Annotated in this window: 22 protein-coding genes; 8 read left to right on the top strand and 14 right to left on the bottom strand. The window is 71.1% G+C overall.

From position 1 onward, the window contains the following. Nucleotides 1-49 precede the first annotated feature (49 nt). The 7 genes from fxsT to AB5J56_RS16075 all read right to left on the bottom strand — a co-directional run bounded on the left by fxsT (nucleotide 50) and on the right by AB5J56_RS16075 (nucleotide 11480). Nucleotides 50-3007 (bottom strand): FxSxx-COOH system tetratricopeptide repeat protein, encoded by a 2958-nt coding sequence (gene fxsT / locus AB5J56_RS16105; RefSeq protein ID WP_369233416.1) that lies wholly within the window; start codon nucleotides 3005-3007, stop codon nucleotides 50-52. A 68-nt stretch (nucleotides 3008-3075) separates the two neighbouring features. Next, nucleotides 3076-4311: an FxsB family cyclophane-forming radical SAM/SPASM peptide maturase gene (locus AB5J56_RS16100; protein WP_369233415.1), complete on the bottom strand. Its 1236-nt coding sequence runs from the start codon at nucleotides 4309-4311 to the stop codon at nucleotides 3076-3078. Continuing rightward, nucleotides 4308-4460 carry a hypothetical protein gene (locus AB5J56_RS16095; RefSeq protein WP_369233414.1) on the bottom strand — a complete coding sequence of 51 codons (153 nt, stop codon included), beginning with the start codon at nucleotides 4458-4460 and terminating at the stop codon, nucleotides 4308-4310. Before AB5J56_RS16095 ends, AB5J56_RS16100 begins: the two co-directional genes overlap by 4 nt. Further along, complete coding sequence (locus tag AB5J56_RS16090) at nucleotides 4457-7792, bottom strand: SAV_2336 N-terminal domain-related protein (protein ID WP_369233413.1); 3336 nt, start codon at nucleotides 7790-7792, stop codon at nucleotides 4457-4459. Before AB5J56_RS16090 ends, AB5J56_RS16095 begins: the two co-directional genes overlap by 4 nt. 5 nt (nucleotides 7793-7797) lie before the next feature. After that, the gene (locus AB5J56_RS16085; RefSeq protein ID WP_369233412.1) at nucleotides 7798-8820 is read right to left on the bottom strand and encodes an AAA family ATPase; all 1023 of its coding nucleotides are present in this window, start codon (nucleotides 8818-8820) and stop codon (nucleotides 7798-7800) included. A 163-nt stretch (nucleotides 8821-8983) separates the two neighbouring features. After that, nucleotides 8984-11029 (bottom strand): trypsin-like peptidase domain-containing protein, encoded by a 2046-nt coding sequence (locus AB5J56_RS16080; protein WP_369233411.1) that lies wholly within the window; start codon nucleotides 11027-11029, stop codon nucleotides 8984-8986. Further along, nucleotides 11022-11480 carry a CU044_2847 family protein gene (locus AB5J56_RS16075; protein WP_369233410.1) on the bottom strand — a complete coding sequence of 153 codons (459 nt, stop codon included), beginning with the start codon at nucleotides 11478-11480 and terminating at the stop codon, nucleotides 11022-11024. Before AB5J56_RS16075 ends, AB5J56_RS16080 begins: the two co-directional genes overlap by 8 nt. A gap of 211 nt (nucleotides 11481-11691) precedes the next feature. Between AB5J56_RS16075 and AB5J56_RS16070 the strand changes: the two genes are divergently transcribed. Beyond that, nucleotides 11692-11874 (top strand): DUF6104 family protein, encoded by a 183-nt coding sequence (locus tag AB5J56_RS16070; RefSeq protein ID WP_003961784.1) that lies wholly within the window; start codon nucleotides 11692-11694, stop codon nucleotides 11872-11874. A gap of 27 nt (nucleotides 11875-11901) precedes the next feature. On the opposite strand, the gene AB5J56_RS16065 is transcribed toward AB5J56_RS16070, so the two are convergent. After that, nucleotides 11902-12735, bottom strand: coding sequence for a hypothetical protein (locus AB5J56_RS16065; RefSeq protein ID WP_369233409.1), 834 nt, complete (start codon nucleotides 12733-12735; stop codon nucleotides 11902-11904). A gap of 169 nt (nucleotides 12736-12904) precedes the next feature. Here AB5J56_RS16065 and AB5J56_RS16060 point away from each other — a divergent pair, with 169 nt between their 5' ends. Both AB5J56_RS16060 and AB5J56_RS16055 read left to right on the top strand, forming a co-directional pair. Next, nucleotides 12905-13834 carry a DUF4097 domain-containing protein gene (locus AB5J56_RS16060; protein ID WP_369233408.1) on the top strand — a complete coding sequence of 310 codons (930 nt, stop codon included), beginning with the start codon at nucleotides 12905-12907 and terminating at the stop codon, nucleotides 13832-13834. A 1-nt stretch (nucleotide 13835) separates the two neighbouring features. Then, complete coding sequence (locus AB5J56_RS16055; protein ID WP_369233407.1) at nucleotides 13836-14879, top strand: helix-turn-helix transcriptional regulator; 1044 nt, start codon at nucleotides 13836-13838, stop codon at nucleotides 14877-14879. A 113-nt stretch (nucleotides 14880-14992) separates the two neighbouring features. Here the strand turns inward: AB5J56_RS16055 and AB5J56_RS16050 are convergent, their stop codons facing one another. From AB5J56_RS16050 to AB5J56_RS16035, 4 genes are all read right to left on the bottom strand, one after another. Next, a complete protein-coding gene (locus tag AB5J56_RS16050; RefSeq protein WP_369233406.1) occupies nucleotides 14993-15562 on the bottom strand; it encodes a Clp protease N-terminal domain-containing protein in 570 nt (189 codons plus the stop codon). Beyond that, nucleotides 15562-15771 carry a helix-turn-helix domain-containing protein gene (locus tag AB5J56_RS16045; RefSeq protein ID WP_356133392.1) on the bottom strand — a complete coding sequence of 70 codons (210 nt, stop codon included), beginning with the start codon at nucleotides 15769-15771 and terminating at the stop codon, nucleotides 15562-15564. The genes AB5J56_RS16050 and AB5J56_RS16045 overlap by 1 nt, the downstream gene beginning before the upstream one ends. 107 nt (nucleotides 15772-15878) lie before the next feature. After that, a complete protein-coding gene (locus tag AB5J56_RS16040; protein ID WP_369233405.1) occupies nucleotides 15879-16847 on the bottom strand; it encodes a zinc-binding dehydrogenase in 969 nt (322 codons plus the stop codon). A 321-nt stretch (nucleotides 16848-17168) separates the two neighbouring features. Further along, entirely contained in the window at nucleotides 17169-18443 is a 1275-nt protein-coding gene (locus AB5J56_RS16035) for an NADP-dependent malic enzyme (protein WP_369233404.1), read from the bottom strand. A gap of 560 nt (nucleotides 18444-19003) precedes the next feature. Between AB5J56_RS16035 and AB5J56_RS16030 the strand changes: the two genes are divergently transcribed. The 3 genes from AB5J56_RS16030 to AB5J56_RS16020 are packed head-to-tail and all read left to right on the top strand — an operon-like array spanning nucleotide 19004 to nucleotide 21715. Beyond that, complete coding sequence (locus AB5J56_RS16030; protein WP_369233403.1) at nucleotides 19004-19966, top strand: ABC transporter substrate-binding protein; 963 nt, start codon at nucleotides 19004-19006, stop codon at nucleotides 19964-19966. 28 nt (nucleotides 19967-19994) lie between these two features. After that, nucleotides 19995-20954: an amino acid ABC transporter permease gene (locus AB5J56_RS16025; RefSeq protein ID WP_369233402.1), complete on the top strand. Its 960-nt coding sequence runs from the start codon at nucleotides 19995-19997 to the stop codon at nucleotides 20952-20954. Continuing rightward, the gene (locus AB5J56_RS16020) at nucleotides 20954-21715 is read left to right on the top strand and encodes an amino acid ABC transporter ATP-binding protein (RefSeq protein WP_369233401.1); all 762 of its coding nucleotides are present in this window, start codon (nucleotides 20954-20956) and stop codon (nucleotides 21713-21715) included. The genes AB5J56_RS16025 and AB5J56_RS16020 overlap by 1 nt, the downstream gene beginning before the upstream one ends. Before the next feature lie 83 nt (nucleotides 21716-21798). On the opposite strand, the gene AB5J56_RS16015 is transcribed toward AB5J56_RS16020, so the two are convergent. After that, on the bottom strand, nucleotides 21799-22557 hold the full coding sequence (locus AB5J56_RS16015) for a trans-aconitate 2-methyltransferase (protein WP_369233400.1): 759 nt from the start codon (nucleotides 22555-22557) through the stop codon (nucleotides 21799-21801). 113 nt (nucleotides 22558-22670) lie between these two features. Between AB5J56_RS16015 and AB5J56_RS16010 the strand changes: the two genes are divergently transcribed. After that, a complete protein-coding gene (locus tag AB5J56_RS16010; protein WP_369233399.1) occupies nucleotides 22671-23300 on the top strand; it encodes an ABATE domain-containing protein in 630 nt (209 codons plus the stop codon). On the opposite strand, the gene sodX is transcribed toward AB5J56_RS16010, so the two are convergent. Beyond that, nucleotides 23204-23638 (bottom strand): nickel-type superoxide dismutase maturation protease, encoded by a 435-nt coding sequence (gene sodX, locus AB5J56_RS16005; RefSeq protein WP_369233398.1) that lies wholly within the window; start codon nucleotides 23636-23638, stop codon nucleotides 23204-23206. The two genes, AB5J56_RS16010 and sodX, sit on opposite strands and share 97 nt — an antisense overlap. 144 nt (nucleotides 23639-23782) lie before the next feature. On the opposite strand from sodX, the gene sodN reads away from it, so the two are divergent. Beyond that, nucleotides 23783-24178, top strand: a complete 396-nt coding sequence (gene sodN / locus AB5J56_RS16000) for a superoxide dismutase, Ni (RefSeq protein ID WP_023546844.1) — start codon at nucleotides 23783-23785, stop codon at nucleotides 24176-24178. The last annotated feature ends 145 nt before the right edge of the window (nucleotides 24179-24323 follow it).

The following is a 24323-nucleotide window of genomic DNA, read 5'->3' as shown; positions in this document are numbered from 1 at the left end:
CGAGTTCCTGCGACTCGGGGCCGGGCCCACCGGCGTTCGCCGACCGGTCTCAGATCGGCTGGGGCTCGAAGTCCCAGTAGGGGCGCTGCCGTTCGAGGATGTAGCGGGTGTGCTGGTGGTCGGCGCCGAGGAGCCCGGTGAGCCGGCCGACCGCGTCCCGGTGCAGCTGATCGGCCTCGTCCGGCTCGCCCAGCTCGGACAGGTCGATGGCGAGCCCCGCCTTGAGGCTGATGGTCAGCACATGGCTTTCACCGAGAGCGTGGGCAGCGCGCTCGGCGGCGTCCCGGCCGAGGGTCGCGGCGGTCTCGGCGTCGCCGACGGCGGCGAGTGCGGCCACCGCGTTCTTCGCGCAGCCGATGGCCCACGGGTGCTCCCGCCCGACGGCCTCCTCCATCTGCTGTGTCGTGCGCAGTGACAGCTCCAGCGCGCCGCGCGTCTCGCCCATGTCCCGCATGACGGTGGCCACGTTGTCCCGGGCCCCGATGGTGTACGGATGCAGGTCGCCGAGCTGGGCCGCATAGCGGGTCGCCGTGGTCTCGGCCAGCTCCCTGGCCTGCTCGATCCGGTCCAGCTGGCGCAGCAGCATGGCGTAGTCGCAGGAGACCATCAGGGTCTCCGGGTGCAGGGCGCCGCGCCTGCGCAGCACCTTCTCGCGGACGCCGCGCATCATGGCATGCGCGAACTGGAGGTCGCCGTCGCGGCGGGCGCACAGGGCGAGGTTGTGCTCGGCATGCAGGGTCTGGCTGTGGGTGCGGTCCAGAACCTGGCTGTGGACGCGGGAGTTGTGGCCCTGGATGGCGAGCGCCTCCCGGTAGCTGCCGAGCAGCCGCAGCATCCAGGAGGTGCGTAGCGCCGAGTTGAGGGTGAGCGGGTGCTTGCCGCCGAGCAGGTCCACCCGGGCCTCGAAGATCCTGCGGTGCAGGGCGAGCGATTCGACGTACCGACCCTGCAGACCGAGGGCCACGGCGAGGTTGCTGCGGATGGTGAGGGTGCGCGGTACGGTCTCGCCGCCGAGTTCCTCGGCGGCGTCGGAGGCGGCCTCCTCGAAGAGGGTGCGTGCCTCCGCGTACCGGCCGAGCGCCATCAGGGTGCCGCCGAGGCCGTCCTTGGCGCGGATCACCTCGATGGGCCGGACGCTCTGTGCGCCGCGGAGGCGGCGCAGGGTCTCGCGGCCCACTTCCTCGGCCTCCGGGTAACGCCCCAGCCTGCGCAGCATGTTGGCGAGCTGGTGGACGGCGACGAGGACGGAGCGGTCGGTGTCACCCGATGCCCTGCGCCAGTGCTCGACGACCTGATGGCTGAGCCACCAGCCGTCGTGGTACTCGCCGCGGCTGCGCAGGTACTCGATGCAGTTGAGGACGAGTTCGCGGACGTCGTCGTCCCCGGCCTCCAGGGCGCCGGAGGGCTCCAGGTGCGGGATGAGGTCGGCGTAGCGCGCCCAGTTGCCCGCGGAGCCCGGATCGCGCGGGTCCGCGGAGACGAGCACCTTGCGGGCCGCGGCGGAGTGGCGGGCGGCGTCGTGCGGGGACAGCACGGAGCGCACGTACCGGTGGAAGAGGCGGTGCATGCGCAGGGTGCCGACGGTCTGGATGTCGCGCGGACCCTGCTCGTACTCGACGCGCATGGAGGTGATCTCGGAGAGCCTTCGCAGCGCGGTGTTCCAGCTGCTGGGTTCGCCGACGAGGTCGGCGAGGCCGGGCGGCAGGTCGCTGTGCCGGGCCGTCTGCAGCAGCCGTACGGGCACCACTTCGGGAGAGAAGCAGGAGAGCAGGTTCAGCAGGTCCCAGGCGGGCCGGAAGTCGTCGCGCAGGCTGTTGTAGAGCGTCGACCAGACGACGCGGAAGTTCTGCGGGTAGTGCGCGGACTCCAGGACGCCGAAGCCCTCCGGCCTGCCTTCCTGGAGCTCTCGGATGTAGTCGTCCACCGATGCGGTGCGGTTGAGGTCGAGCCAGCCCGCCATCTGGTCGAGCAGCAGCGGCATGTCCTGTACGGCGTCGGCGAGTTGCTCCGCCTCACGGTCGCTCAGGCGCGCGGTGCGCCGGCCGACGAACGCCACGCTCTCGTTCCGTTCGAAGACCGGCACGGTCATGGTCGCGGCGTGCGCCGCCCACTCGCTGCGGTGCGTGGTGACCAGGACATGGCCACGGCCTTCGGGGACGAGGTCGAGGACGCGCTCGGGGTCGCCGGCCCCGTCCAGGACCAGCAGCCAGGGTTGTGCGGTGGCGTCGAGTCCGCCCTTGACGGCCCTGATGGTGGCGCCCAGGTCGCCGGCGTCGGTGATGCCGAGCCGGGGGGCCAGTTCGGCGAACTTCTGGCGTGCGGTGACGCGTCCGGCGGCGCTGACCCACCACACGATGTCGTACTCCCCCGCGAAGCGGTGGACGTACTCCAGAGCCAGCTGGCTCTTGCCGACGCCGCCGGGGCCGAGCAGCGCCACGGAGCAGCCGTCGGCGCCCGCGGCGGAGAAGGCGCCGTACACCTTCTCCAGCAGTTCGGTGCGGCCGATGAACCGGCGGTTGCGGCGCGGCGCCTGCCATACGGCCGGCGGGTCGTCGGGGAAGCGGGGGCCGCGGGACAGGTCGACGAGGGTGCTGGGCGCTGGGACGCCGGCGCATTCCAGGACGCGGCTGCGGGCCACTTCGGGGCGCAGTCCGCGCAGTTCGACGGGGGCGAGCGCGATGACGGCCTGCGGCATGGGCTGGGCGGTGATGCTGACGGCGGCGATGCGGTCCGGGTGCTGCGGCAGGGCCTCGCGCAGCACCTCGGCCCATGCCCCGAAGCGTTCCGCCCCGAGGCGCTCGTGCCAGTCGTCGATGACGAGGAGGATGCGTCCGGGAGCGCTGAGCAGCTCGGTGAGGGCCTCGGGTTCGGGAAGGCGGCGCAGCGGATTCCAGCGCACGAGTGTGCTGCCGCGGCCCGCGGCCCTGATCTGGTGGTCGATCCACTTGGCCCACGACTCGCTCTGGCCGGCGAAGACCACCGTGACGTGAGCGTGCTCCGCCGTCATTGCGCAGTCCCATCAGACGAACCTGTCACGACTGTTCTCAGGTTATTCAATAGTGTGTCAAAAGTACTTCAGAGATGCTCAGTTGGAGCAGAACTGGACTGGGTCACCGTGCGGCTCAGACGGTGCGCGACATGGCGTATGAGCCGTTCGAGGTCGGCGCAGTAGACGCTGGGGTGCAGAAATCCCGTGCCGGGGGCATAGCGGTGCACGTAGTTGCCGCCGCCGCACACCCGGTGCACCGGGCAGCCCCGGCATTCGGCGGCGAGGGCCCGCTCCCCCAACTGGCGTGCGGCGATGCCGGGATGGCGCAGTGCCCGCTCGAAGGAGTGCCGGAACACGTCGAGCCCGGTCTCCGGCGCCCCCTGGTAGGCGGAGCGCAGCGAGTCGACCTGTTCGATGGCCCCGTCCGTCTCGACGACCACGGCGGCCATCGGCGACAGCCCAACGGCTTCGGCGCCGCCGGGCGCGCCGAGCAGCAGCGCCGCGATCTCCTGGAAGAGCCGCACCCTGGTGCGCATCCGGCTCTCGTCCCACCACGCGTCGAAGACGGTGGCGAGCCAGTCCCCGTAGGGGGTGGGGCGGGGCCGGTGCCGGCCGGGTGTCTCGCGGGCGACGCGCGGCGGCGGGCTGCTCCAATTCGCGTGCGGGAGAAGAAAGTCCACGCCGGGCGGGTCCAGGCCGAGGAGAGAGCGGTAGACGTCCCGGGGGTCGGTGGCGAGGTCGATGGTGCAGAGGATTCCCGCGTACGTCGCCGGGCGCGCCGCGAGGCGTTTGGCGGCGGCGCGGGCGGCGGGCCAGGCGGGGCGTCCGGCGCGGTCGGTGCGGCGCGCGTTGTGGGCGGCGCGCCCGCCGTCGAGGCTGAGGCCGACCCGGATCCCGGCGTCGGCGAGCCGGTCGAGCGCGGCTTCGGTGAGGCGGGTGCCGTTGGTCTGCACGGTGGCGGTGACCTGGGTGGTGCGGGGCACGGCGGCCCGTACGGCCTCGGTGTACGCGAGGACGGGTGCGGGACCGGCGAGGAGGGGTTCGCCGCCGTGCAACTCGATGCGGATGGCGTCGAGTTCATGGGCACGCGCATGCTCGGCGATGCGGGCCGCCGTCCGGTGCACGGTGCGCTCGGCGACCCGTGCCGGTCGCTCGCGCCAACTGGTGTCCGCGCCGCGGTAGATGTAGCAGTACGAGCAGTCCAGGTTGCAGCGGCTGTGCACCTTCAGCACGAACTGCCGGAAGGGTGTGGGGAAATGGGCCGACGTGTCGAGGAGTGCGTGCGGCCAGCTGGGGTGGGTGATCACCGGGCGTCCGGTCATGGCGCGTCCTCGTAGTGGGCCACGACGACGGGCTGCCGGGCGCGGACCTGGAGGTCGGAGAGGATCGCCGCCAATACCGGATGGTCTGTCCGGTCGGGGAGGCGGATCTCGGGCAGGGGTATGTCGCTCTCGTCCACAGCGGCCGTCACTCGTCGGCCGTTTCGGCGTGCGGGGTGTTCAGGTCGTCGATCATGGCGTGCAGCAAGGCTGCCCGTTCCGGGTCCTCCGTGAGGCGCAGGGCCTCGCGGTATGCCTCCTCGGCCCGGGGGACGTCACCGAGTCCATTGAAGACCGCGCCCCGGCGTACGTTCGCGATGGCCGCCGTCCCGGGGTCGCCGTCCTCCAGAGCGCTGTCCGCGGCCTTCCGGTAGTACGTGACGGCGTTGTACGTCTGGGCGACCGTCCCGGTGCGGCCGGCCAGTTGCTGGGCCGCGTCCGCTTGCCGGAGCCAGCCCTGCGCGGCCACCCCTGGCGCGTCCGCGGTCCGGGCGGCCTCGCCGAAGATCCAGTCGGCTTCGTAGAGGTCGGAGAGCGCCCCGGTGATCCTGAACCGCACGATGTGGGCTATGCCCAGATGTATCCGCCGCTGAGGCAGCTCGGGGTCCGTCTCGGCCGTCTCGTCGACCGCGGAGCGCAGGATGCGCACGGCGGCGTCGGCGTCCTCCGCGGAGCTCCGCTCCTGTCCTCGTGCGATCAGGGCTGTGCCGTACTCCGTCAGGACACCGGCGGTATGGGGGTCGTCCTGGTCCAGCAGGAGCACGGCCTCCTTCCAGGCGGCGACGGAGCTGTCGAGGTCCGTGTCACGACCGGTGGCGTCATGGCGGGCGCGGTACGTACGGGCGGCCCACACATGGCATTCGTAGCGCAGGGCGGTGTCGTCACCGGCCGCCGCCATGGCCTGCTCGACGGCGCCGAGGATCAGTCGGCGCTCACGGCCGTCCTCTCGCGCCGGCTGGACGATCTCCAGGGCCGAGGCGACGTCCAGCCAGGCCCGGCAGCGCTCGGGGGCCGGGAGGACGTCCTCGGAGCGTACGGCCGCGAGGAGGTTGTCGACGGCGGTCTGGGCCGCGTCGGCCGCGATGTCCAGGGCGGCCGCCGCCGGCACGGCTCCGTGTCCAGCGTACTGCCGTGCCAGGTCGAGCCAGAGCCGTCCGCAGACGAGACGGCCGCGCTCGGCCGGCGAGAAGTCCAGCAATGGCTTGACGCTCGCGATGGCTCGCTCCAGCCCCCGTACGTACCATTCCTCCGCGCTGTCGGCGCGGAACAGTCCGCGCGGGCTCGCCAGCGGCGCGGCCTGCTCGGCGAAGGCGCGCCGCACGGTCGGATACGACTCCGCCCCGAGCCGGTGCCAACTCGGCGGCTCGATCGGCATAGAGCCGGACATGGCCTCCGTCAGAGCCGCGTCGGCCCTGTGCAGCAGCAGGGCCGAGGCCCATCGCTCCGCCGGGTACGCGGTGTCCTGTTCCCGTGCCCAGGTGCGTACGTCTTCGGAGATCCCCTCGAAGTCGAGCCCCGAGCCCGGCAGTTCACCCGCCAGGGCCCAGTGGATCAGGCCTCGCAGCAACTGCGTGCGCGGCGCGGCCGTGCGGGGCGAGGATCCTCCCAGCGCCTCCAACGCGTCTCGCAGGTCCTCGCCCACTCGCCTCACCCGCCAGCGCGCCAGGAGGGCGCCCGCGAGTTCCTCGGCTGCCGCGAGGCGCCCCTTCTCCCGGCGCGCATACGCCACGGCCTCCCCGAAGTGCCCGATCGCGGTGTCGAGTTCGCGCGTCAGGCCCTCCGCCTCGTACCGGGCGAACGCGGCGCGCCCCTTGGCGACGAGTTCCTCCGAGTCCATGGGAGGCAGCGGCGGAGCGGGAATCCGCTGTCCCAGGTCGCGGAGCACCTCCGCCGACACCTCGGCGAAGGCGCGCAGGCCCGAAGGCTCCTCCTCGCCGCCGGACGTCCCGGCCCCCGTGGGCTCGACCGCCCCGCGCAGGAACTCCCCCGCCATCGCGGGGAAGTTGCGCGCGCTGCGCCCGAACCGCCGCTCCACGTACTCCGAGCAGTGCTTGAACAGCAGCTCCACCTCGTGGACGGCGAGGTGCGAGCGGAGTTCCCCGGCGACGCCGGGCAGGAAGTCGTAGCGCACGGCGCGCGGGTCGGCGGCGTCCTCGCGGCGCTTGAGCAGACCGCTGAGCAGGACTTCGGAGAGGACCTCGGGGCCGCTCCCGGCGAGCATCGCATGCTGCACGAGCTGCATCACCGGCAGATACAGCGGCACCGCGGACAGATACACCGCGAGCCGCCGGGCCTCCTGCGACGCGGGGCGCCAGAAGGCCCGTACCCGCTCCTCGCCCGAGATGTCCTCGGCGGCGCGCACGGGCGCCGCCGAGGGTGCGTGCTCCGCGCGGACCCAGCCCGCGGCGGTGGACAGCGACTGCCCGGTGGAGCCCGCGATCAGCCGGGCCCAGCCCTCCACGGAGCCGCGGCGCAGCGCGAGCACCGGGATCGGCAGCGCGGCGCGCTCGGGGCGGCCGCGGTCCGGGGTGAACTCCAGCTGTCCGGCGGGCCCTTCGCGCCGGTGCAGCAGTCCGCGGCGGGCGGGCAGATGGGTGCGCAGCCACATGCGCTGCGGCAAGGGCTGTACAACGGCGACGGGCGCCGTGGACGCCCAGCGGTGCAGGAGCCGCTGCATACGGCCGCTGCGCCACATGGGCCCGGCGCAGTCGCTGAGAACGAGGGTCAGGCGCCGCCCGGTCGGGTCGCAGAGCTGCTCGGGAGCGTGCAGCGGGCCGCTGCGCTCGGGTCCTGCGGCGCAGCCGGGCAGTCCGCCCTCGCTCTCGTGGAGGTACTGGACGTGCACTTCGCGGAAGGCTCCGGCGCGCTCGCAGACCTGGCGCAGCTCGTCAAGTGCCTGCTGCCATACGACGGTCGAGGTGGAGACGTCCATGAGGAGCAGCAGCCGGGCCTCGCGGCGGCGCTCGGTGCGCAGGACGGGCAGCAGGAGGCCTGTCTCGGCGGCCTGTTCGGCGGTGGCGTTCTCGTCGAGGGTGCGCGGCACCGGGCGTACGGGCGCGCGATAGCGCTGGAGCGGGCGTAACCCCCGTTGCAGGGCGAGGGGTTCGGGCAGCGCGGGGGCGGCGGGCACCCGGACGGGTCGCATGGCGGGGGTCCCGGCCGCCGTTTCATCACCGGGTCCGGGTGCGAACAGCCCCGCGCGGTCGGCGGGTCGGGACTCACTGTGCGGTTGGTAGGGCGTCGGCGGCGGCGCCGGGAGGCCCCCGTCTCCGGTCCCGGTCGGCGGTCTGGGCCCGGCGGGACCGGTGGGGACGGGCGCGGCGGACGGCCGCTCCGGTGCGGGCAGCCAGCGTGCCAGCCACAGGGCGTCCGCCAGCTCCTCGACGCTCGGCGGGATGTCCGCCTCGCGCATGCGCGCGACCAGCGCCGTGAGCTCTGCGCTCACGCCGCTCGCCGGGGCGCTCCGGGGAGCCTTGGCGGACATCGGGGTCACCTGGGCCCGCGGTCCAGGGGCTGCATCAGCAGCTCGGAGATCTCCTCGCGCCGGTGCCGGCCGTCGCGTGCGGCGTGCTGGGCGAGGAAGATGGCGTTGAGGAGCTGGTCGGTGGGGCGCAGCGCGCCGTCCGCCTCCGCCTCCGTGAACTGGTCGACGATGTCGTGGTTGTCCTCGTACGAGCCGCTGCCGAAGTGCGCCTGCACCAGCGCGGCGAGCCGTTCCTCGCGCGGTGCCTTGAGGTCGAGCGGGATGCAGCGGCGCAGCAGCGGGGCGGGGAAGTCGCGTTCGCGGTTGCTGGTCATGACGACGAACGGGAAGGCCCGGCAGCGGACTTGGCCACCGGTGACCGCCACGCGCCGCCCGTCGTCGGTGAGGACGCGCACGGTCTCCTGTCCGGGCCGGTCGGCGATGCGCTCCAGCTCCGGGATGGCGAACCTGCCCTCCTCCAGGACGTTCAGGAGGTCGTTGGGCAGGTCGATGTCGCTCTTGTCGAGTTCGTCGATGAGCAGCACCCGCGGCCGGTCGGCGGCGAGGAGCGCGGTGCCGAGCGGGCCGAGCCGGATGTAGCGGCCGATGTCCTGGGAGGCTGGGTCCTCGTCGGGCTGTGCGGCGCGGTCGAGTTGGGCGTCCTGGAGGCGGCCGATGGCGTCGTACGTGTAGAGGCCGTCCTTGAGTTCGCTGCGGCTGACGACCGGCCATTCCAGGACCCGGCCCAGATCGAGTTCGTACGCGATGGAGTGCGCGAGCGTCGACTTGCCGACGCCCGGCTCGCCGGTGACGAGCAGGGGGCGCCTCAAGTAGAGGGCGGCGTTGATGAGTTCGAGGGTGTCGGAGTCCTGGATGGGCAGCGGGACGTTGCGCGCGCCGAGTCTGCGGCGGGTCGTCGAGTCGAGCTCCGGGACCTCGTACGGCACCACCGGGGCGTCGAACGCACGCCATGGCGGTGGATCGGGCAGACGCCGGATCCTGTCCGGATCCGGCCCCCCGGTGCCCTCGTAGATGAGCCACTCGGTCATGGTCTGCTCCTCGTCGACGGTCGGTGGTCCTCCACGTCCTGGCCGACGGGGGCGTCAGGCATCCACAAGGCGTCAGACGGGCCCCTGGAAAGGTACCCAGGACAGGCTTGCCACACGGCGCTTTCCGGCCAGGCGCGAGGCGGATTCGGGGCGGAGTCCGTGTTCACAGCGGCGAGTCCACGGGCTCGGTCTCCTCGGCGGGCAACGGTCGCCTCGGGTCGTCCCAGAGCAGGGCCAGGGGTTTCGCCCAGAGCCGGTCGGGCTGCCGTTCGCTGATCTCCTGGCGCACCAGCCGCAGCCGGTCGGGGAGTTCGTCCAGCGATTCGAGGGTGGCGAACAGTTCCCCCACCTTGACGTACAACAGGTCGCAGGCGTCCGGGCAGGCGCGGCCGGCATGGCCGTCGATGTGCCACAGCGCGACACCGTGACCGCTCTCCAGGGCCAGCCTCATGGCGGCCCGCCCCGCGCCGCGTCCCGCCGGGCGGCACATGACCGGGATGAGACCGCAGGCCGCCTCCTGATAGCGGCGGGCGCTCTGACTCATACCGCGTTCCGGGGTGCGCCAGGCACTGAACTGCTGCTCCGACGCCATCGCGTGCCAGCGGTCGACCCACAGTTTGTCCGGTTCTCCCCGGCGTGCGAGGGCGCGCAGCACCAGCCTGCGGTGCGCTCCCAGGTGACCGGCGTCGTCCAGTTCCGCGATGTCGTCGAACCGCCACTTGTGCACGGGTGTGTCGAAGTACTCGGCGGGCAGGGCGACTTCGAGGGGGACGGGGTGGCGCTCCGCGTCCTTCAGCTGGAACAGCCTGCCGAGCGGGGTGCGCAGCGCCTGCACCAGCTCGCCGGGCAGGGCCCCGTGGTGCGAGCGGTCCGTGGCGTACAGCTCGGGCTCCTTCGTGCCGCCGCCGTCGCCGCCGCTGTCGAGCCAGATCTGCCAGAAGAAACGGGTGGGGTTCGAGCCGATCACCGGGTCCAGCAGGACCGCGACGACGGGGCCGTCGCCGGGGCCGGGATAGGGGATGACGACGCGTTCCGGGCCGTCCTCGCGGCGGGGCCGCAGCTCCTCGGGGAGCCGTGCCTCCTGCACCACGGCGTACAGGTCGCGCGAGGGGTGCCTGCGCAGCCGCTTCGCCGTCCAGTCGCGCAGCGCCCTGGTGTCGTCGGTGTTTTCGGGGTTGTCGGGGTTGTCGGGGTTGTCGGGGTTGTCGGGGTTGTCGCACCGTGCGCGCACGTACTCCTCGACGAGCCTGAGGTATCTGAGGAAGGTGAACGGGCTGAGGGGATGACTCCCTTCGTAGAGCAGCCCGCACCCGTCGCGCCAGGTCAGCAGCTCGGGAGTGCCGCCGGGCCACCGGTAGTTGCTCCGGGCCATGCCCGCGAGGAGCTCCACGGTCGGCGTGTCCGGCGGCTGGGGCAGCGCGGCGAGCAGCGCCAGCGCGGTGCGGCGGTCGGCGGGGGTCCACAGCTCTCCGCCGGCGGCCGTCGCGGACTGCAGGTCGACCCAGTTGTCCCCGGTGTCGGAGACCGGCTCGTCGCCGTGCCAGACGTCGTGGGCCGCCATCACCTTCCGGTAGGTGTCCCCGAACTGCCGCAGCGCGGCGAGCGAGACGGCCTTCCCGCCGTCCCGCTGCGTCCGGCGCGACTTGATCAGGCCGACGACCGCCCCGGTGTCCGGGTCGAGCAGCGGCCCGCCCGAGACCCCGCTGGGGAACTCGTTGTCCGGTTTGAAGATCAGTCCGTACTCGTCGTCGTCATGGCCGTTGATCTCGGCGTTCACGCTCCAGGACACCGCACGGCGCCGCGGCCCCTCCGGCGGCTCGGGACGGAACCCGTACACCTTCAGGGCACCCGTGTGGCGTACGGCCCGGTCGCCCAGCCAGACGCACTCGTGCTCGACGCCGTCGTCCACCAGCCGTACGAGGGCGAGGTCCTGCTCCGGCGGCACCACGGGCCGCGCCGGATCGGTGAGCAGCCACTCCACTAGCCGGGCTTCGGAGTCGACGCCCTGTCCGCGCACCCGGAAGATCAGGCTCCGGTCCCTCGCGAGGTGGGGGCGCAGCACATGGGCCGCGGTCAGCACCCAGCCGGGCGCCACGAAGAAGCCACTGCCCCACAAGGGGGTGGCGTCGCCCTCGGCGGGGAGCAGATGGACGGTCGCGGCCCTGGCCAGGGCGCCGAGACGGTCGAGGTGGGGGTGCTGGTCAGTCATGCGTGGCGGGGTCGTCGCGCGGCTCGAAGTTGCTGGTCGGTGGCCGGGCGCCACCCCGAGCGTGGATGCCGGTCAGTGGCTCGGCACCGCCCGGCAGGTGGCGGTCGGCCGCGGCGGCGTCCCGTGCCCGCTGCTTGTCGAACTGCCAGGTGAGGGTGACCTCCAGGGAGGCCTTGGCCTCGCCCCGGGCGAGTACGGCCATCGCCAGGCCCTCCTTCGCGGTGATCTCCACCCCGAAGGTGACGGCGGCCTCGTCGGGTCCGGCCGCGCGGGCGGCCCGGAGAACGCTGCTCCCGACGCCCGTGATCAGCTCCCCGAGGTCCTCCACCTTGGACCGGGCGACGTCGAGGAAGCCGACGTCCTGATCGTCCCCGCCGTAACTCTCCGGCGTCCCGACCCGGGCCGTGATCACCGTGCCGTCCGGCAGCTCGATCTCCTGGATATGACTCATCCCGCTCCCCCGTCAGGCCCCCGCCTCGTCAACTCTCCGTATCCGAAGCACACTTGATCTGCGACGAGGCTAATACTCCGTTCGGTTGCAGGCGACCCCACAAGAGGCGCGAAACCGGTCACGAAGACGCGCGAAACCGGGCCCGCCCGGCACGGCCTACCCTGGGGAGGTAGGCCCGAGGGGCTTGTCCCGTGCGCATCAGGAGCAAGAGTTGTACTTCACCGACCGTGGCATCGAGGAACTGGAGAAGCGGCGCGGCGAGGAGGAGGTCACCTTCGAGTGGCTCGCCGAGCAGCTGCGTACGTTCGTCGATCTCAATCCGGACTTCGAGGTGCCGGTGGAGCGGCTGGCGACCTGGCTGGCGCGGTTGGACGACGAGGACGAGGACGAGTAGCTCGTGTGTACGGCGGCCTCAGGGTCGTCAGTCGAGGGCGCGCATGTGGTCGTACGCGAATCCGAGCGCGCCGTGGATCACCAGTAGCGCGCCCGCGACGATCCAGCCGCCGCTGCGGCGGTGCATGCCCCAGGCGGTGAGCGGGAGACCGGTGGCCAGCTGGGCGGCCGCGAGGGCGCGGGCCTTGGGGCCGCGCAGCCAGGGGCCCAGGGTCGTGCCCTCGACGACGTCGAGTTCCGCACGGACGGCGGCGCGCCAGCCGGTCCACTCGACCACTTCGGCGTCGGGCCGGACCCGCGCCGCTTCACGCAGCCGGTCGGCGGGTTCTCCGGGGCCGAGGCCGGCGGGAAGCGACAGTCCCGCGCGCGTGAGGATCGCGATCAGGCCGGTCATACGTGCCTGCGCGTCGGCGGCGGCGTCGATGGCAGGTTTCGTCAGCCGGTCCAGGGACTGCACGTCCAGGACCGGGTCCAGGCCCAGCCGCGCCGCGAAGGTGCGCATGGCCTCGTCCTCGCCGACCGGAGTGCCGTTCGCCAGCCATTCGTAACCGACGGTGCGGCGGAATCCCGACGCGAGCGTGTAGCCGCTGCGGTCCGCGTCCCACCAGAGGGCCAGTACGGGCCAGGGGGCGCCGACGGCCAGGGCGGTGGCCCAGCCGGTGAGCACGCGGTCCACCGGTTCGCCGCCGCGCAGCCAGGGCGTGCCCTCGGGAACCAGCACGGTCCACTCGGCGCCGGCCCGGGCGAGCACCATCCGCTCGCGCAGCAACTGGGCGGCGGGGCCGACGGACTCGGGCTGCGCCCGGCACAGGAGCAGGGCGCCGGGGGCCTTGGCCGAGGGCTCGGCGGGCGACGTCGACATGGTCACACGGTAGGCCGGTTCACCCCTTTTGACCCATCGGCCTGACCCATCGGTGATCCCCGAAAAGGGTGTCTTGACTTTCCGTATCCGCGATATATCGTGTCTATTGGAAGACGCGATATGGCGCGTCATACGTACGCGTCCAGGCCCCGCCTAGGAGGTCCGCACCATGTCCGAGTGGTCCGTCGCCGAGCCACGCAAGCTGTCCTTCGACGACCCCGTGACGGCACTGCATGTGCGCATCGTCAACGGAACGGTGAACGTCGTGGGCACGGATGAAGGTTCCGCCCGTCTCGAAGTCTCCGAGATAGAGGGCCCGCCGCTGCTCGTGACCCAGAAGGACGGCACCCTCACCGTCGCTTACGAGGACCTGCCCTGGAAGGGCTTCCTCAAGTGGCTCGACCGCAAGGGCTGGCGCCGCAGCGCGGTGGTCTCACTGGCCGTCCCGGCGAGCACCCGCGTGGAGGTGGGCGTCGTCGGCGCCACCGCCATGGTCTCCGGACTGGACGGACAGGCGGACGTGAAGGGCGTGACCGGCGACACGACACTGGTCGGCCTCGCGGGCCCGGTCCGCGCCACCACGGTCTCGGGGAACGTGGAGGCCCAGGCCGTCACCGGCGACCTGCGTTTCAGCTCGGTCTCCGGCGACCTGACCGTCGTCGAGGGCTCGGGCCCCTCCGTCCGGGCCGACTCGGTGAGCGGCTCGATGATCGTCGACCTGAACCCGGGGACCCGCCCGACAGAGGTCCATCTGTCGAACGTGTCGGGCGAGATCGCCATCAGGCTGCCGCATCCGGCGGACGCGCAGGTGGAGGCCAACACCGCGAGCGGCACGGTCTCCAGCGCCTTCGAGGATCTCCGGGTGAGGGGCCAGTGGGGCGCCAAGCAGATCACCGGCAGGCTGGGCGCGGGCAACGGCAAGCTGAAGGCGACGACCGTCTCCGGTTCGATCGCCCTGCTGCGAAGGCCTCCGGCGGAGGACGAGCCGTGGGACGTGGAACCGGAGGGCGCACCACCGGCAGACACCGACGGCCCGACCGACAGCACGGGCCCGACCGGCGGCCCGACCGACGGCCCGACCGACAAGAAGGTGCTCTGAGATGGCTCCCGTCTTCGCCCACGGCCGCCTGCGGCTCTATCTGCTGAAGCTGCTGGACGAGGCCCCGCGCCACGGCTACGAGGTGATCCGTCTCCTGGAGGAGCGCTTCCAGGGGCTGTACGCGCCGTCCGCCGGCACCGTCTACCCGCGGCTGGCGAAGCTGGAGGCCGAGGGGCTGGTCACCCACACCAGCGAGGGCGGCCGCAAGGTGTACGCGATCACGGACGCGGGCCGCGCGGAACTGGCCGACCGCAGCGGCGAGTTGGCCGACCTGGAGCTGGAGATCCGCGAGTCGGTCGCGGAGCTGGCCGCGGAGATCCGTGCCGATGTGCGGGGCGCGGCGGGCGACCTGCGCCGCGAGATGCGGGCGGCGGCCTCCGAGGCCCGACGGGGTTCCCCGGCAGCGGACGGCGGCAAGGAACACAGCGGCCGCTCGGGCGAGTTCGGGGAGTTCGGCGACAAGGAGGCGTGGCGGGCCGCGAAGGAGGAGATGCGGCGCGCCAAGCAGGAGTGGAAGGAGCAGGCCCGGCGCGCGAAGGACGAGAGCCGCCGGGCGCGCGACGAGGCGCAGCGTGCGCGCCGCCAGGCCAAGGACGCGCAGGAGCGGGTCCGGGCACAGGCGCAGGAGGAGATGCAGCGCATGGCCAAGCGGGTCCAGGACCAGGTCCAGGACCACTTCGCGCGGGGTGACTGGCCGACGGGTGTGCGTGAGGGACTGACCGAACTGGCCAAGGAATTCGGCGAGTTCGGGAAGGAGTTCGGCAAGGACTTCGGGAAGGGCTTCGGGCGGACCGCGCCGGCGGAGCCCGAGTTCACGGTCACCCCCGAGGACTTCCCCGCGGAGTATGAGCCCTCCTGGGCCCATGAGGACTCCTCCGGGGACCCGGCCCGCGACCTCGACCGCCTGCTGGACCGCTTCCGCGACGGTATTCGTGACGCGGCCCGCGACCACGGGGTGACGGAGGATCAACTACGCGACACCCGCCGCCACTTGTCGACGGCGGCGGCGCACATCGGAGCGATACTGCGCACGCCGCGGCCATGATGCTGCCCTCGCGTCTGTGGTGCCCGGCTCTCTGGGCACCACAGGGCCGGGCACGGCAGGGCCGGACACCACAGACGCCCCGCCCCGGCCCCGGGATCTCGGACCCCGGGACTTCACCCCGCCTTCGCGGCTCCGCCGTCGCCGTAGAGCACGCGCGTGACCTTCTCGTACGTCACCCCGTGGTCGGCGAGCACCTCCGCGGGGACGCCGGGGCGGACGGTGAGGGCCAACAGGAAGTGCTCGTCCCCGACGCGCCGGTCGTGCCGGGCGACGGCCATCCGGAGGGACCGCACGACCGTGCCCTTGGCCCCCTCGGCGAAGGGCCGGCGCTTCGCCCAGCGGCCCCCGGCCCTTCTCCTCGGCGCGAGCACCCCTTCCCCATGGGCTTCCTCGACCCGGGACACGATCTCCGAAAGATCGATGCCGAGCCCGGAGAGGGCGTGCGCGTCGGCGCGGGAGAGTCCGCCGCGGCGGCGGGCCTCGGCCAGCGACCGCTCCACGGACTCCCGGCGGTCGGCCGTCAACCCGAGCGAGGCCAGCGCGAACGACGCACGACCGGCCTCCCGGTCGAGAAGCGCGAGGAGCAGGTGCTCCTCCTCGACCGTCTCCGCGCCCGTCCGTTCGGAGTGCACGACGGCACCCTCGACGAGGGCACGGGCGTCCTTGGTGAACCGCTCGAACATCACTGCCTCCCGTACTTCTTGTGCACGGCCTGCCTGCTCACTCCGAGTTCCGCGGCGATCTCCTGCCACGACCAGCCCTGATTGCGCGCGCTGCGCACCTGCACCGCCTCCAGCTGCTCCAGCAGCCTCCGCAGCGCGGAGACCGCCCGCAGCCCGATCCGCGGATCGCGATCGCCCGCGCGCTCGGCGAGATCCGTTGCGTCAGTCATGATGTCAACCTACGTTGACACGGTAGGGCTGTCAACCATAGTTGACATGCCAACGGCCGACCCGTTCCCGGATCGGCCGTTGCAGAAGCTGTACGAGGAACGCGGGCTCAGGAACCCGGCGTCAGGACGATCTTCCCGAACTGGTCGCCCGACTCCAGCCGCGCGAAGCCCTCGCGGGCCCGGTCGAGCGGGAGCACCTCGTCGATGACGGGACGGACACCGGTGACGGCGCAGAAGGAGAGCAGGTCCTCCAGCTCGTCCTTGGTTCCCATGGTGGAGCCGACAACCTTCAGCTCCAGGAAGAAGATGCGGGTCAGCTCGGCATGCGCGGGACGGTCACCGCTGGTGGCCCCCGAGATGACCAGAGTCCCGCCCGGCTTCAGCGACTTGACCGAGTGGGACCAGGTCGCGGCGCCCACGGTCTCGATGACGGCGTCCACGCGCTGCGGCAGCCGCGCCCCCGGCTCGATGGCCTCCACGGCGCCCAGCTCGACGGCCCGCTTGCGCTTGGCCTCGTCACGGCTGGTGGCGAAGACGCGCAGCCCCGCGGCCTTACCGAGCACGATCGCGGCGGTGGCCACGCCGCCGCCGGCGCCCTGGACGAGAACGGAGTCACCGGGCCGGACGCCCGCGTTCGTGAAGAGCATCCGGTACGCCGTCAGCCAGGCGGTGGGGAGACAGGCGGCCTCCGCGAAGGACAGCTCCTTCGGCTTCGGCAGCACGTTCCACGTGGGGACGGAGACCTGCTCGGCGAAGGTGCCCTGGTAGTGCTCGGTGAGGATGGAGCGGGGTTCCTTCGGGCCGACCCCGTGCCCGGTCTGCCCGATGACCGAGTGCAGTACGACCTCGTTGCCGTCCTCGTCGACGCCGGCGGCATCGCAGCCGAGGATCATCGGCAGCTTGTCCTCGGCCAGGCCGACGCCTCGCAGGGACCACAGGTCGTGGTGGTTGAGCGAGGCCGCCCTGACGTTCACGGTCGTCCAGCCCGGCCTCCGCTCGGGGGCCGGGCGCTCTCCCAACTCAAGGCCGTTCAGCGGCTGGTCACGGTCGATTCGGGCGGCGTAGGCAGCGAACATGACCTTGACGATAGGCTCCGCCGCCGGGTCGCGGAACCGGCCACCGGTGTGACACGCGTCCCGCCCCTACGGGGTTTTCGCCCCCTCCGCCCCTACCCGTCCCGTCCTCGGGGGGGCTGGATTCAGCCCGTCCGGCGTTTGAGGACGAGCGCGCAAGCGCGACAGGCGGGGGAAAGGGGGCGCAGCCCCCAGAACAACGGGATGGGTAGGGGCGGAGGGGGCGAGAAACCAAGAGAAACCACCCATCCGGCCGCCCGCCCAGGTAAAAATTGGCCCCGCCGGGAAAACCCGGCGGGGCCACAGGAACGAGCCGTCGCGGCGTCAGCGGCGAGCGACGCCCTCCGCCCGTGCCGCAGCGGCAACCGCCGCCGTAACGGCCGGAGCCACCCGCTCGTCGAACGGCGAGGGAATCACGTAGTCCGCGGCAAGGTCGTCACCGACGACCGCGGCCAGCGCGTCGGCGGCAGCGATCTTCATCCCCTCCGTGATCCGAGAGGCCCGCACCTGCAGGGCCCCCGCGAAGATCCCGGGGAAGGCCAGCACGTTGTTGATCTGGTTCGGGAAGTCGGACCGCCCGGTGGCGACGACCGCCGCGTACTTGTGGGCGACCTCGGGGTGCACCTCGGGGGTGGGGTTGGCCATGGCGAACACGAACGCGCCCTCGGCCATCGAAGCCACCGCCGGCTCCGGCACCGTACCGCCGGAGACCCCGATGAAGACGTCGGCTCCGGAGAGCGCCGCCTCCAGCGAGCCGGAGATCCCGGCCTTGTTGGTGATCTCCGCGAGCTCCCGCTTGACCGGCGTGAGGTCGTCCCGGTCCGCCGAGACGACGCCCTTGCGATCCGCGACCGCGACATCGCCGATGCCCGCGGCGAGCAGGAATTTGGCGATGGCGACCCCGGCCGCACCGGCGCCCGAGATCACCGCGCGCAGGTCACCGAGCGTCCGCCCGGTCAGCTTCGCCGCGTTGCGCAGGGCCGCGAGCGTGACGACAGCTGTCCCGTGCTGGTCGTCGTGGAAGACCGGGATGTCCAGCCGCTCCTGGAGCTGACGCTCGATCTCGAAGCACCGGGGCGCCGAGATGTCCTCCAGGTTCACGCCGCCGAAGGAGGGCGCGAGCCGGACGACGGTCTCGACGATCTCGTCGACACCGGTGCAGGCGAGGGCGATCGGCACCGCGTCGACGCCGCCGAACTGCTTGAAAAGGATCGCCTTGCCCTCCATCACGGGGAGGGAGGCTTCCGGGCCGATGTCACCGAGCCCGAGGACGGCCGTCCCGTCGGTCACGACGGCGACGACGGACGACTTCCACGTGTAGTCGTGGACGAGCTCCGGCTGCTCGGCGATCGCGCTGCACACCTTCGCGACGCCGGGCGTGTACGCCAGGGACAGGTCGTCCTTGTCGCGGACGGGCACGGTGGCCTGCACGGCCATCTTGCCGCCGCGGTGCAGCGCGAATGCCGGGTCGAAGGCGAAGGAGCCGACCGATTCAACGGAACCGGCACCCTCGGCCGCGTGGCCGGAATTCACCGGCTCCGCGTCGCCTTCATGGCCCGTAGTGCTGTCGCTGCGAGGATTGACGATCTCCGCTGCCACTTTGTTTTACCCCTTAAATCTTCAATGGGTTGAGGGTGACCACTCCTGGTTGAGGGGTGGGCGGGCACCGCGTATGCCCTGCCGCCGTGGTTGCGTACGGGCGGATACGCGACGGGCGCGCCGCACACGCGCCCTGAGCCCCGGATGAGGGGTGTAAAGAACCTTCTTACCGGACCGATGGTGCCGGGGACGAGTCCATAACGCGAAGGTCACATGCCAGTGACATGACTCATGGCCAAATATGTGGACAAGTCCTGGACAAGGGCTCAAGGCGCCGCAAGCGCGGTGTAGCGGCCGCCCGCATCGCGAGATGCACCGAAGATCTTCCGGCCGGAAGGAGAGATTCCCGTAGAAGGTCCGGCCCGGTGGTACCGGCCGGTAGCGGATCGGGGGTCACCCGTTATCCGATTTTGACATAGCCGGTCCCCTGAATGGCGCAGTCCGAATGGCAAGATGCCGTCATCACACGAGGTCGCGACACCCGATGGTGTGTGTTCTCGTCGGTGTGTGCTCTCGTCGACCCATCGGCAACTCCATCCATTCCCGCCGGAGGAACCAACATGACCGCAAGCTCCACCCGTCGTACGAACGTCGCGCGCTCACGAACAGCCGCGGTCGGTGCGATCGCGGTCGCCGGCGCCCTGCTGCTCGCCGGCTGCGGCGACCAGACCAGCGGTGGCGACGGGAACAAGAAGGAGACCGGTGCCGCCAACAGCGCCCCGCTCTTCTCCAAGCTGCCGAAGAAGATCCAGGACGCGGGCGTCATCAAGGTCGGCACGAACGCCGAGTACGCCCCGATGGAGTCGACCGAGGGCGGCAAGATCGTCGGCGTCGACCCGGACCTGGCGGACGCGCTGAGCAAGCAGCTCGGTGTGAAGTTCCAGTTCACCTCCGGCTCCTTCGACGGCCTGATCACGGCGGTCAACTCCGGTCGCTACGACATCGCGATGTCGTCCATCACGGACAACAAGCAGCGTCAGGAGGGCCTGGACGACAAGGGCAAGAAGCTCGGCCAGGGCGTCGACTTCGTCGACTACTTCACCGCGGGCACGGCCATCTACGTGAAGAAGGGCAACCCCGAGGGCATCCAGGGCATCGAGGACCTGTGCGGCAAGACGGCCGCCGTCCAGCGGGGCACCACGTACGAGAAGGCCCTTCAGGACCAGTCCAAGAAGTGCAAGGACTCGGGCAAGAAGGCCATCGACATCGAGTCGTTCGACAACGACACCGAGGCCCAGACGCGTGTGAAGTCCGGCGGCGCGGTGGCCGGCATCAACGACTACCCGGTGGCGATCGACCTGGCCCGCAAGGCCGACGGCGGCAACGCCTACGAGGTCATCAACAAGCAGTACGACGCCGGCCCGTTCGGCATCATCCTCAGCAAGAAGAACACCGAGCTGCGTGACGTGCTGAAGGAAGCCGTCGACGCGATCATCAAGGACGGCTCGTACAAGAAGGTCCTGGAGAAGTGGGGCGCGCAGTCGGGCGCGATCGACAAGTCCGCGATCAACGGCGGCAAGTGAGCCGAGCGCACCACTGAAGGGCAGTCACGTGACTGACAAGTTCGACAAGTCCCCCTCGGACACACCACCCGGGGGTGAGGTCTCCAAGACGGCGTCCGCAACCCCGCCGGAGGCCATCAAGGCGATCCCCGTGCCGCACTACGGGCGGTGGGCCAGCGGCATCATCGTCGTCGCGCTGCTCGCGGCGCTCGTCTTCGCGTTCTCGCAGGGCGACATCCAGTGGCACGCGGTCTCCGACACCCTCTTCGACTCCTCCGTCATCAAGGGCGCCGGGCGCACGCTGCTGATCAGCATCCTCGCCATGATCATGGGCGTGGTGCTCGGCATCATCCTCGCCGTGATGCGGCTCTCGAAGAACCCGGTGACCAGCTCGGTCGCCTGGCTGTACATCTGGTTCTTCCGCGGCACCCCGGTCTACGTCCAGCTGCTGCTCTGGTTCAACCTGGCGCTGATCTTCCCCGTCCTCAATCTCGGTCCGATCTACAAGGACGAGATGGTGGACGTGATGACGCCGTTCATGGCGGCCCTGCTGGGCCTCGGCCTGAACGAGGCCGCCTACATGGCGGAGATCTGCCGCGCCGGCCTGCTGGCCGTCGACGAGGGCCAGACGGAGGCCTCCCACGCGCTGGGCATGAGCCACACCAAGACGCTGCGCCGGATCGTGATCCCGCAGGCGATGCGGGTGATCGTGCCGCCGACGGGCAACGAGTTCATCAACATGCTGAAGACCTCCTCGCTGGTGTACGTGGTGACGTACAACGAGCTGTTGCGGTCGACATCGGCGATCGGCTCCACGTCGTACGCCGTGATGGAGCTGCTCTTCGTCGCCTCGATCTGGTACCTGGTGATGACCAGCGTGTTCAGCGTCTTCCAGTACTACCTGGAGCGGTACTACGCACGCGGTTCCAGCCGCAGCCTGCCGCCGACCGTCTTCCAGAAGATCAGGGCGAACCTGTTCACCAAGGGCAGCCCGAGGGGAGCGGTGTGATGACCGCGATGGTGAAGTCCGAGGGCGTGCACAAGTCCTTCGGCCCGGTCGAGGTGCTCAAGGGCATCGACCTGGAGGTGAAGAACGGCGAGGTCTTCTGTCTCATCGGTCCCTCCGGCTCCGGCAAGTCCACGTTCCTGCGATGCATCAACCACCTGGAGCAGATCAACGCCGGGCGGCTGTACGTCGACGGCGATCTGGTGGGCTACCGCGAGAAGGGCGACAAGCTCTACGAGCTCAAGGACAGCGAAGTCGCACGCAAGCGCCGGGACATCGGCATGGTCTTCCAGCGCTTCAACCTGTTCCCGCACATGACGGCGCTCGAGAACGTCATGGAGGCGCCGATCCAGGTCAAGGGCGTCAGCAAGTCCCAGGCGCGGGAGCGCGCGGGCCAGCTCCTTGAGCAGGTCGGCCTCGCCGACAAGGCGAAGAGCTACCCCGCACAGCTCTCCGGCGGCCAGCAGCAGCGCGTGGCGATCGCCCGCGCGCTGGCGATGGACCCGAAGCTGATGCTCTTCGACGAGCCGACCTCGGCGCTCGACCCGGAGCTGGTCGGTGACGTCCTCGACGTCATGCGCGACCTCGCCGAGTCCGGCATGACGATGATCGTCGTCACCCACGAGATGGGCTTCGCCCGCGAGGTCGGCGACAGCCTGGTCTTCATGGACGGCGGTGTGGTGGTCGAGTCCGGCAACCCCCGCGACGTGCTGACGAACCCGCAGCACGAGCGGACGCAGTCGTTCCTGTCGAAGGTGCTCTAGCGGTACGCGGTACGCGGGAGAAGGGGCGGTACGGAGTTCCGTACCGCCCCTTTCCGTGTGCCCGAACTCCCGCGCCGGGGCGGCTACTTGACCGCGAGCAGCAGCGTGTCCGAGGGTGAGCTCCACACCGGCCGGGCCTCGCCGAAGCCCTTTTCGCGCAGCACGCGCGCGTGCCAGGCGGCGGAGGGCATGTCACCGTCGGCGTGCTCGCCGTAGATCTCGTAGCGGCGGGCGGTCGGGGCGGCGAGGACGGGGTCCTCGGCGGCCACCTGCCACCATTGCGCCCAGTCGAGGGCGCCGTTGTCCTTGGCCTGATCCATGCGGGTGTGGCGCTGGGCGCGCTCGGCCGCGTTGATCCGGGGCGTCGTCTCGTCGATCATGTGGTCGGCGTTCATGAACACACCGCCGTCGCGGACGAGTTCCGCGACCTGACCGTAGAGGGCCGCGAGGGGTTCGCTGTGCAGCCAGTGGAGAGCGGTGGCGGTCAGGACGGCGTCGTACGAGTCGTACGGCAGCCGGGCCGTCCACTGCGGGTCCTTCAGGTCGGCGGTCACGAAGCTGACCCGGTCGTCGTCCCGGAAGGTGCCCTCGGCGATGGTGAGCAGCGCCGGGTCGAGGTCGACGCCCGTACTGACGGCCTTCGGGAAACGCGCCAGCAGCCGGGCGGTGATGGTTCCGGTGCCGCAGGCGAGGTCGAGGACGCGGGGCTCGGACCCCACGAGCGCCTCGACCATGTCCAGCATCACCCGGAAGCGCTCTTCGCGGTCGGGCATGTACCACTCCTGCTGCCGGTCCCAGCTCTGCTGCCAGGCCTGCCAGTCGGTTCCTGTCGTGGTGGTCATGGAAGCCCCTTCTCCGCTCGACCTCGTCATACCCTGAAGTAATACCCTGGATGCACGATCAGCTGTTACCTGACCGCACGCACGACCATAGAGCGCCTTGGTAAGGACTACAAGTGGAACTGGCCTATTACTCGGATTACGCGGTACGCCTCGTCAACAGCGAGGAGCCGGCCCGGGGCAAGGACTCACTCACCTCGGTCGACGCGGTCCGTGATCTCTTCGCGGGCAACTCCTCGGCGGCCCGTCGCGCCACGGACGCGGACGTCACACGCTTCCGTTCGGTGCGCGCCCGGCTGCGCGCGGTCTTCGAGGCGGCGGACACCGACGACGAGACCCTCGCGGTGGACCTGCTGAACTCGCTGCTCCTCGAATTCCCCGTGAGCCCGCAGATCGCCGGCCACGACTACCGGGACGACGACGGACGCCCGCTGTGGCACATGCATCTGGCGGACCACCCCTCGAACGCGACGGCGGGCTTCGCGGCGATCGCCGCGATGGGCCTGGCGTTCCATCTGACGGAGTACGGCGTCGACCGCCTCGGCCTGTGCGAGGCCGCACCCTGCCGCAACGCCTACCTGGACACCTCGACCAACCGCTCCCGGCGCTACTGCTCGGACCGCTGCGCGACCCGCGCCAACGTGGCCGCCTACCGCGCCCGCAAGCGCCTGGAGGCGGACCGGTCGGAGAGCACCGGCCTGGCGGCGGACAGCGCCCAGCGCACGAGCGCGAAGGGCGAACGCTGACCGTCCTTCAGGGGCCGGTACCGCAACCGCACCTTCCCGAGCACCAGTTCCTCGGGCACGGTCCCGTAGTCGGTGCTGTCCCCGCCCGCGTAGGCGTTGTCACCGAGCACCCACCAGCCACCCTCCCGCCGCTCGGCCGCACGCTTCACGACCAGCAGGTCCTGCTGGAACGGATGGCGCAGGACGACCACGTCACCGGGCCGGATCCGCGCCCCGTACTGCACGACGAGACGGTCCCCGTGCTGCAGCGTGGGCACCATGGACGGCCCCGTCACCTCGGCCGCCCCGAATGGCAGCAGAGCCCTCCCGCGCTCGGTCTCCTGCGACAGCTCCGGCATCACGGCACCTCCCCGGTCCTATCCTCCACCAGTCCCAGTCTGACCCTGGACTTTTGTCCTAAGCCCATGGGGGCACTCGCGAAAACCCGTCTCCTACGGAGTAATGTCCCACCTGAGAAGACGATCACGAGGAAGGACAGCTCAATGCTCTCCCGCCTGTTTGCCCCCAAGGTCAAGGTCAGCGCCCACTGCGACCTGCCCTGCGGCGTGTACGACCCGGCCCAGGCCCGCATCGAGGCGGAGTCGGTGAAGGCCGTCCAGGAAAAGATGGCCGGCAACGACGACCCGCACTTCCAGGCGCGCGCCACCGTCATCAAGGAGCAGCGCGCCGAGCTCGCCAAGCACCACGTCTCGGTGCTCTGGAGCGACTACTTCAAGCCCCCGCACTTCGAGAAGTACCCGGAGCTGCACCAGCTGGTCAACGACGCCCTGAAGGCCCTCTCGGCCGCCAAGGCGTCCACCGACCCGGCGACGGGCCAGAAGGCGCTGGACTACATCGCCCAGATCGACAAGATCTTCTGGGAGACCAAGAAGGCCTGATCCAGGGCTGAACCCTGACGACCGGCGGGCGGTGCACCTCCGCGGGTCGGCGGACTTGGTGGAGGGGCCCGGCCGGACATCGGCCGGGCCCCTTTCCCTTTGCCCGGCCGCAACTGCGGCCCCCGCCAGTCCCCTTCGAACGGCT

Source organism: Streptomyces sp. R21 (assembly GCF_041051975.1).
GTDB lineage: Bacteria > Actinomycetota > Actinomycetes > Streptomycetales > Streptomycetaceae > Streptomyces.
The sequence above is the reverse complement of the archived record's forward strand: the minus strand, read 5'-3'. Positions and strand labels throughout refer to the sequence as shown.

Excerpts from the sequence above, each read along its gene's own strand:
- fxsT (WP_369233416.1), bottom strand. The coding sequence starts at position 3,007 with ATGACGGCGGAGCACGCTCACGTCACGGTGGTCTTCGCCGGCCAGAGC.
- AB5J56_RS16100 (WP_369233415.1), bottom strand. The coding sequence starts at position 4,311 with ATGACCGGACGCCCGGTGATCACCCACCCCAGCTGGCCGCACGCACTC.
- AB5J56_RS16090 (WP_369233413.1), bottom strand. The coding sequence starts at position 7,792 with ATGTCCGCCAAGGCTCCCCGGAGCGCCCCGGCGAGCGGCGTGAGCGCA.
- AB5J56_RS16085 (WP_369233412.1), bottom strand. The coding sequence starts at position 8,820 with ATGACCGAGTGGCTCATCTACGAGGGCACCGGGGGGCCGGATCCGGAC.
- AB5J56_RS16080 (WP_369233411.1), bottom strand. The coding sequence starts at position 11,029 with ATGACTGACCAGCACCCCCACCTCGACCGTCTCGGCGCCCTGGCCAGG.
- AB5J56_RS16075 (WP_369233410.1), bottom strand. The coding sequence starts at position 11,480 with ATGAGTCATATCCAGGAGATCGAGCTGCCGGACGGCACGGTGATCACG.
- AB5J56_RS16065 (WP_369233409.1), bottom strand. The coding sequence starts at position 12,735 with ATGTCGACGTCGCCCGCCGAGCCCTCGGCCAAGGCCCCCGGCGCCCTG.
- AB5J56_RS16060 (WP_369233408.1), top strand. The coding sequence starts at position 12,905 with ATGTCCGAGTGGTCCGTCGCCGAGCCACGCAAGCTGTCCTTCGACGAC.
- AB5J56_RS16055 (WP_369233407.1), top strand. The coding sequence starts at position 13,836 with ATGGCTCCCGTCTTCGCCCACGGCCGCCTGCGGCTCTATCTGCTGAAG.
- AB5J56_RS16050 (WP_369233406.1), bottom strand. The coding sequence starts at position 15,562 with ATGTTCGAGCGGTTCACCAAGGACGCCCGTGCCCTCGTCGAGGGTGCC.
- AB5J56_RS16045 (WP_356133392.1), bottom strand. The coding sequence starts at position 15,771 with ATGACTGACGCAACGGATCTCGCCGAGCGCGCGGGCGATCGCGATCCG.
- AB5J56_RS16040 (WP_369233405.1), bottom strand. The coding sequence starts at position 16,847 with ATGTTCGCTGCCTACGCCGCCCGAATCGACCGTGACCAGCCGCTGAAC.
- AB5J56_RS16030 (WP_369233403.1), top strand. The coding sequence starts at position 19,004 with ATGACCGCAAGCTCCACCCGTCGTACGAACGTCGCGCGCTCACGAACA.
- AB5J56_RS16020 (WP_369233401.1), top strand. The coding sequence starts at position 20,954 with ATGACCGCGATGGTGAAGTCCGAGGGCGTGCACAAGTCCTTCGGCCCG.
- AB5J56_RS16015 (WP_369233400.1), bottom strand. The coding sequence starts at position 22,557 with ATGACCACCACGACAGGAACCGACTGGCAGGCCTGGCAGCAGAGCTGG.
- sodX (WP_369233398.1), bottom strand. The coding sequence starts at position 23,638 with ATGCCGGAGCTGTCGCAGGAGACCGAGCGCGGGAGGGCTCTGCTGCCA.
- sodN (WP_023546844.1), top strand. The coding sequence starts at position 23,783 with ATGCTCTCCCGCCTGTTTGCCCCCAAGGTCAAGGTCAGCGCCCACTGC.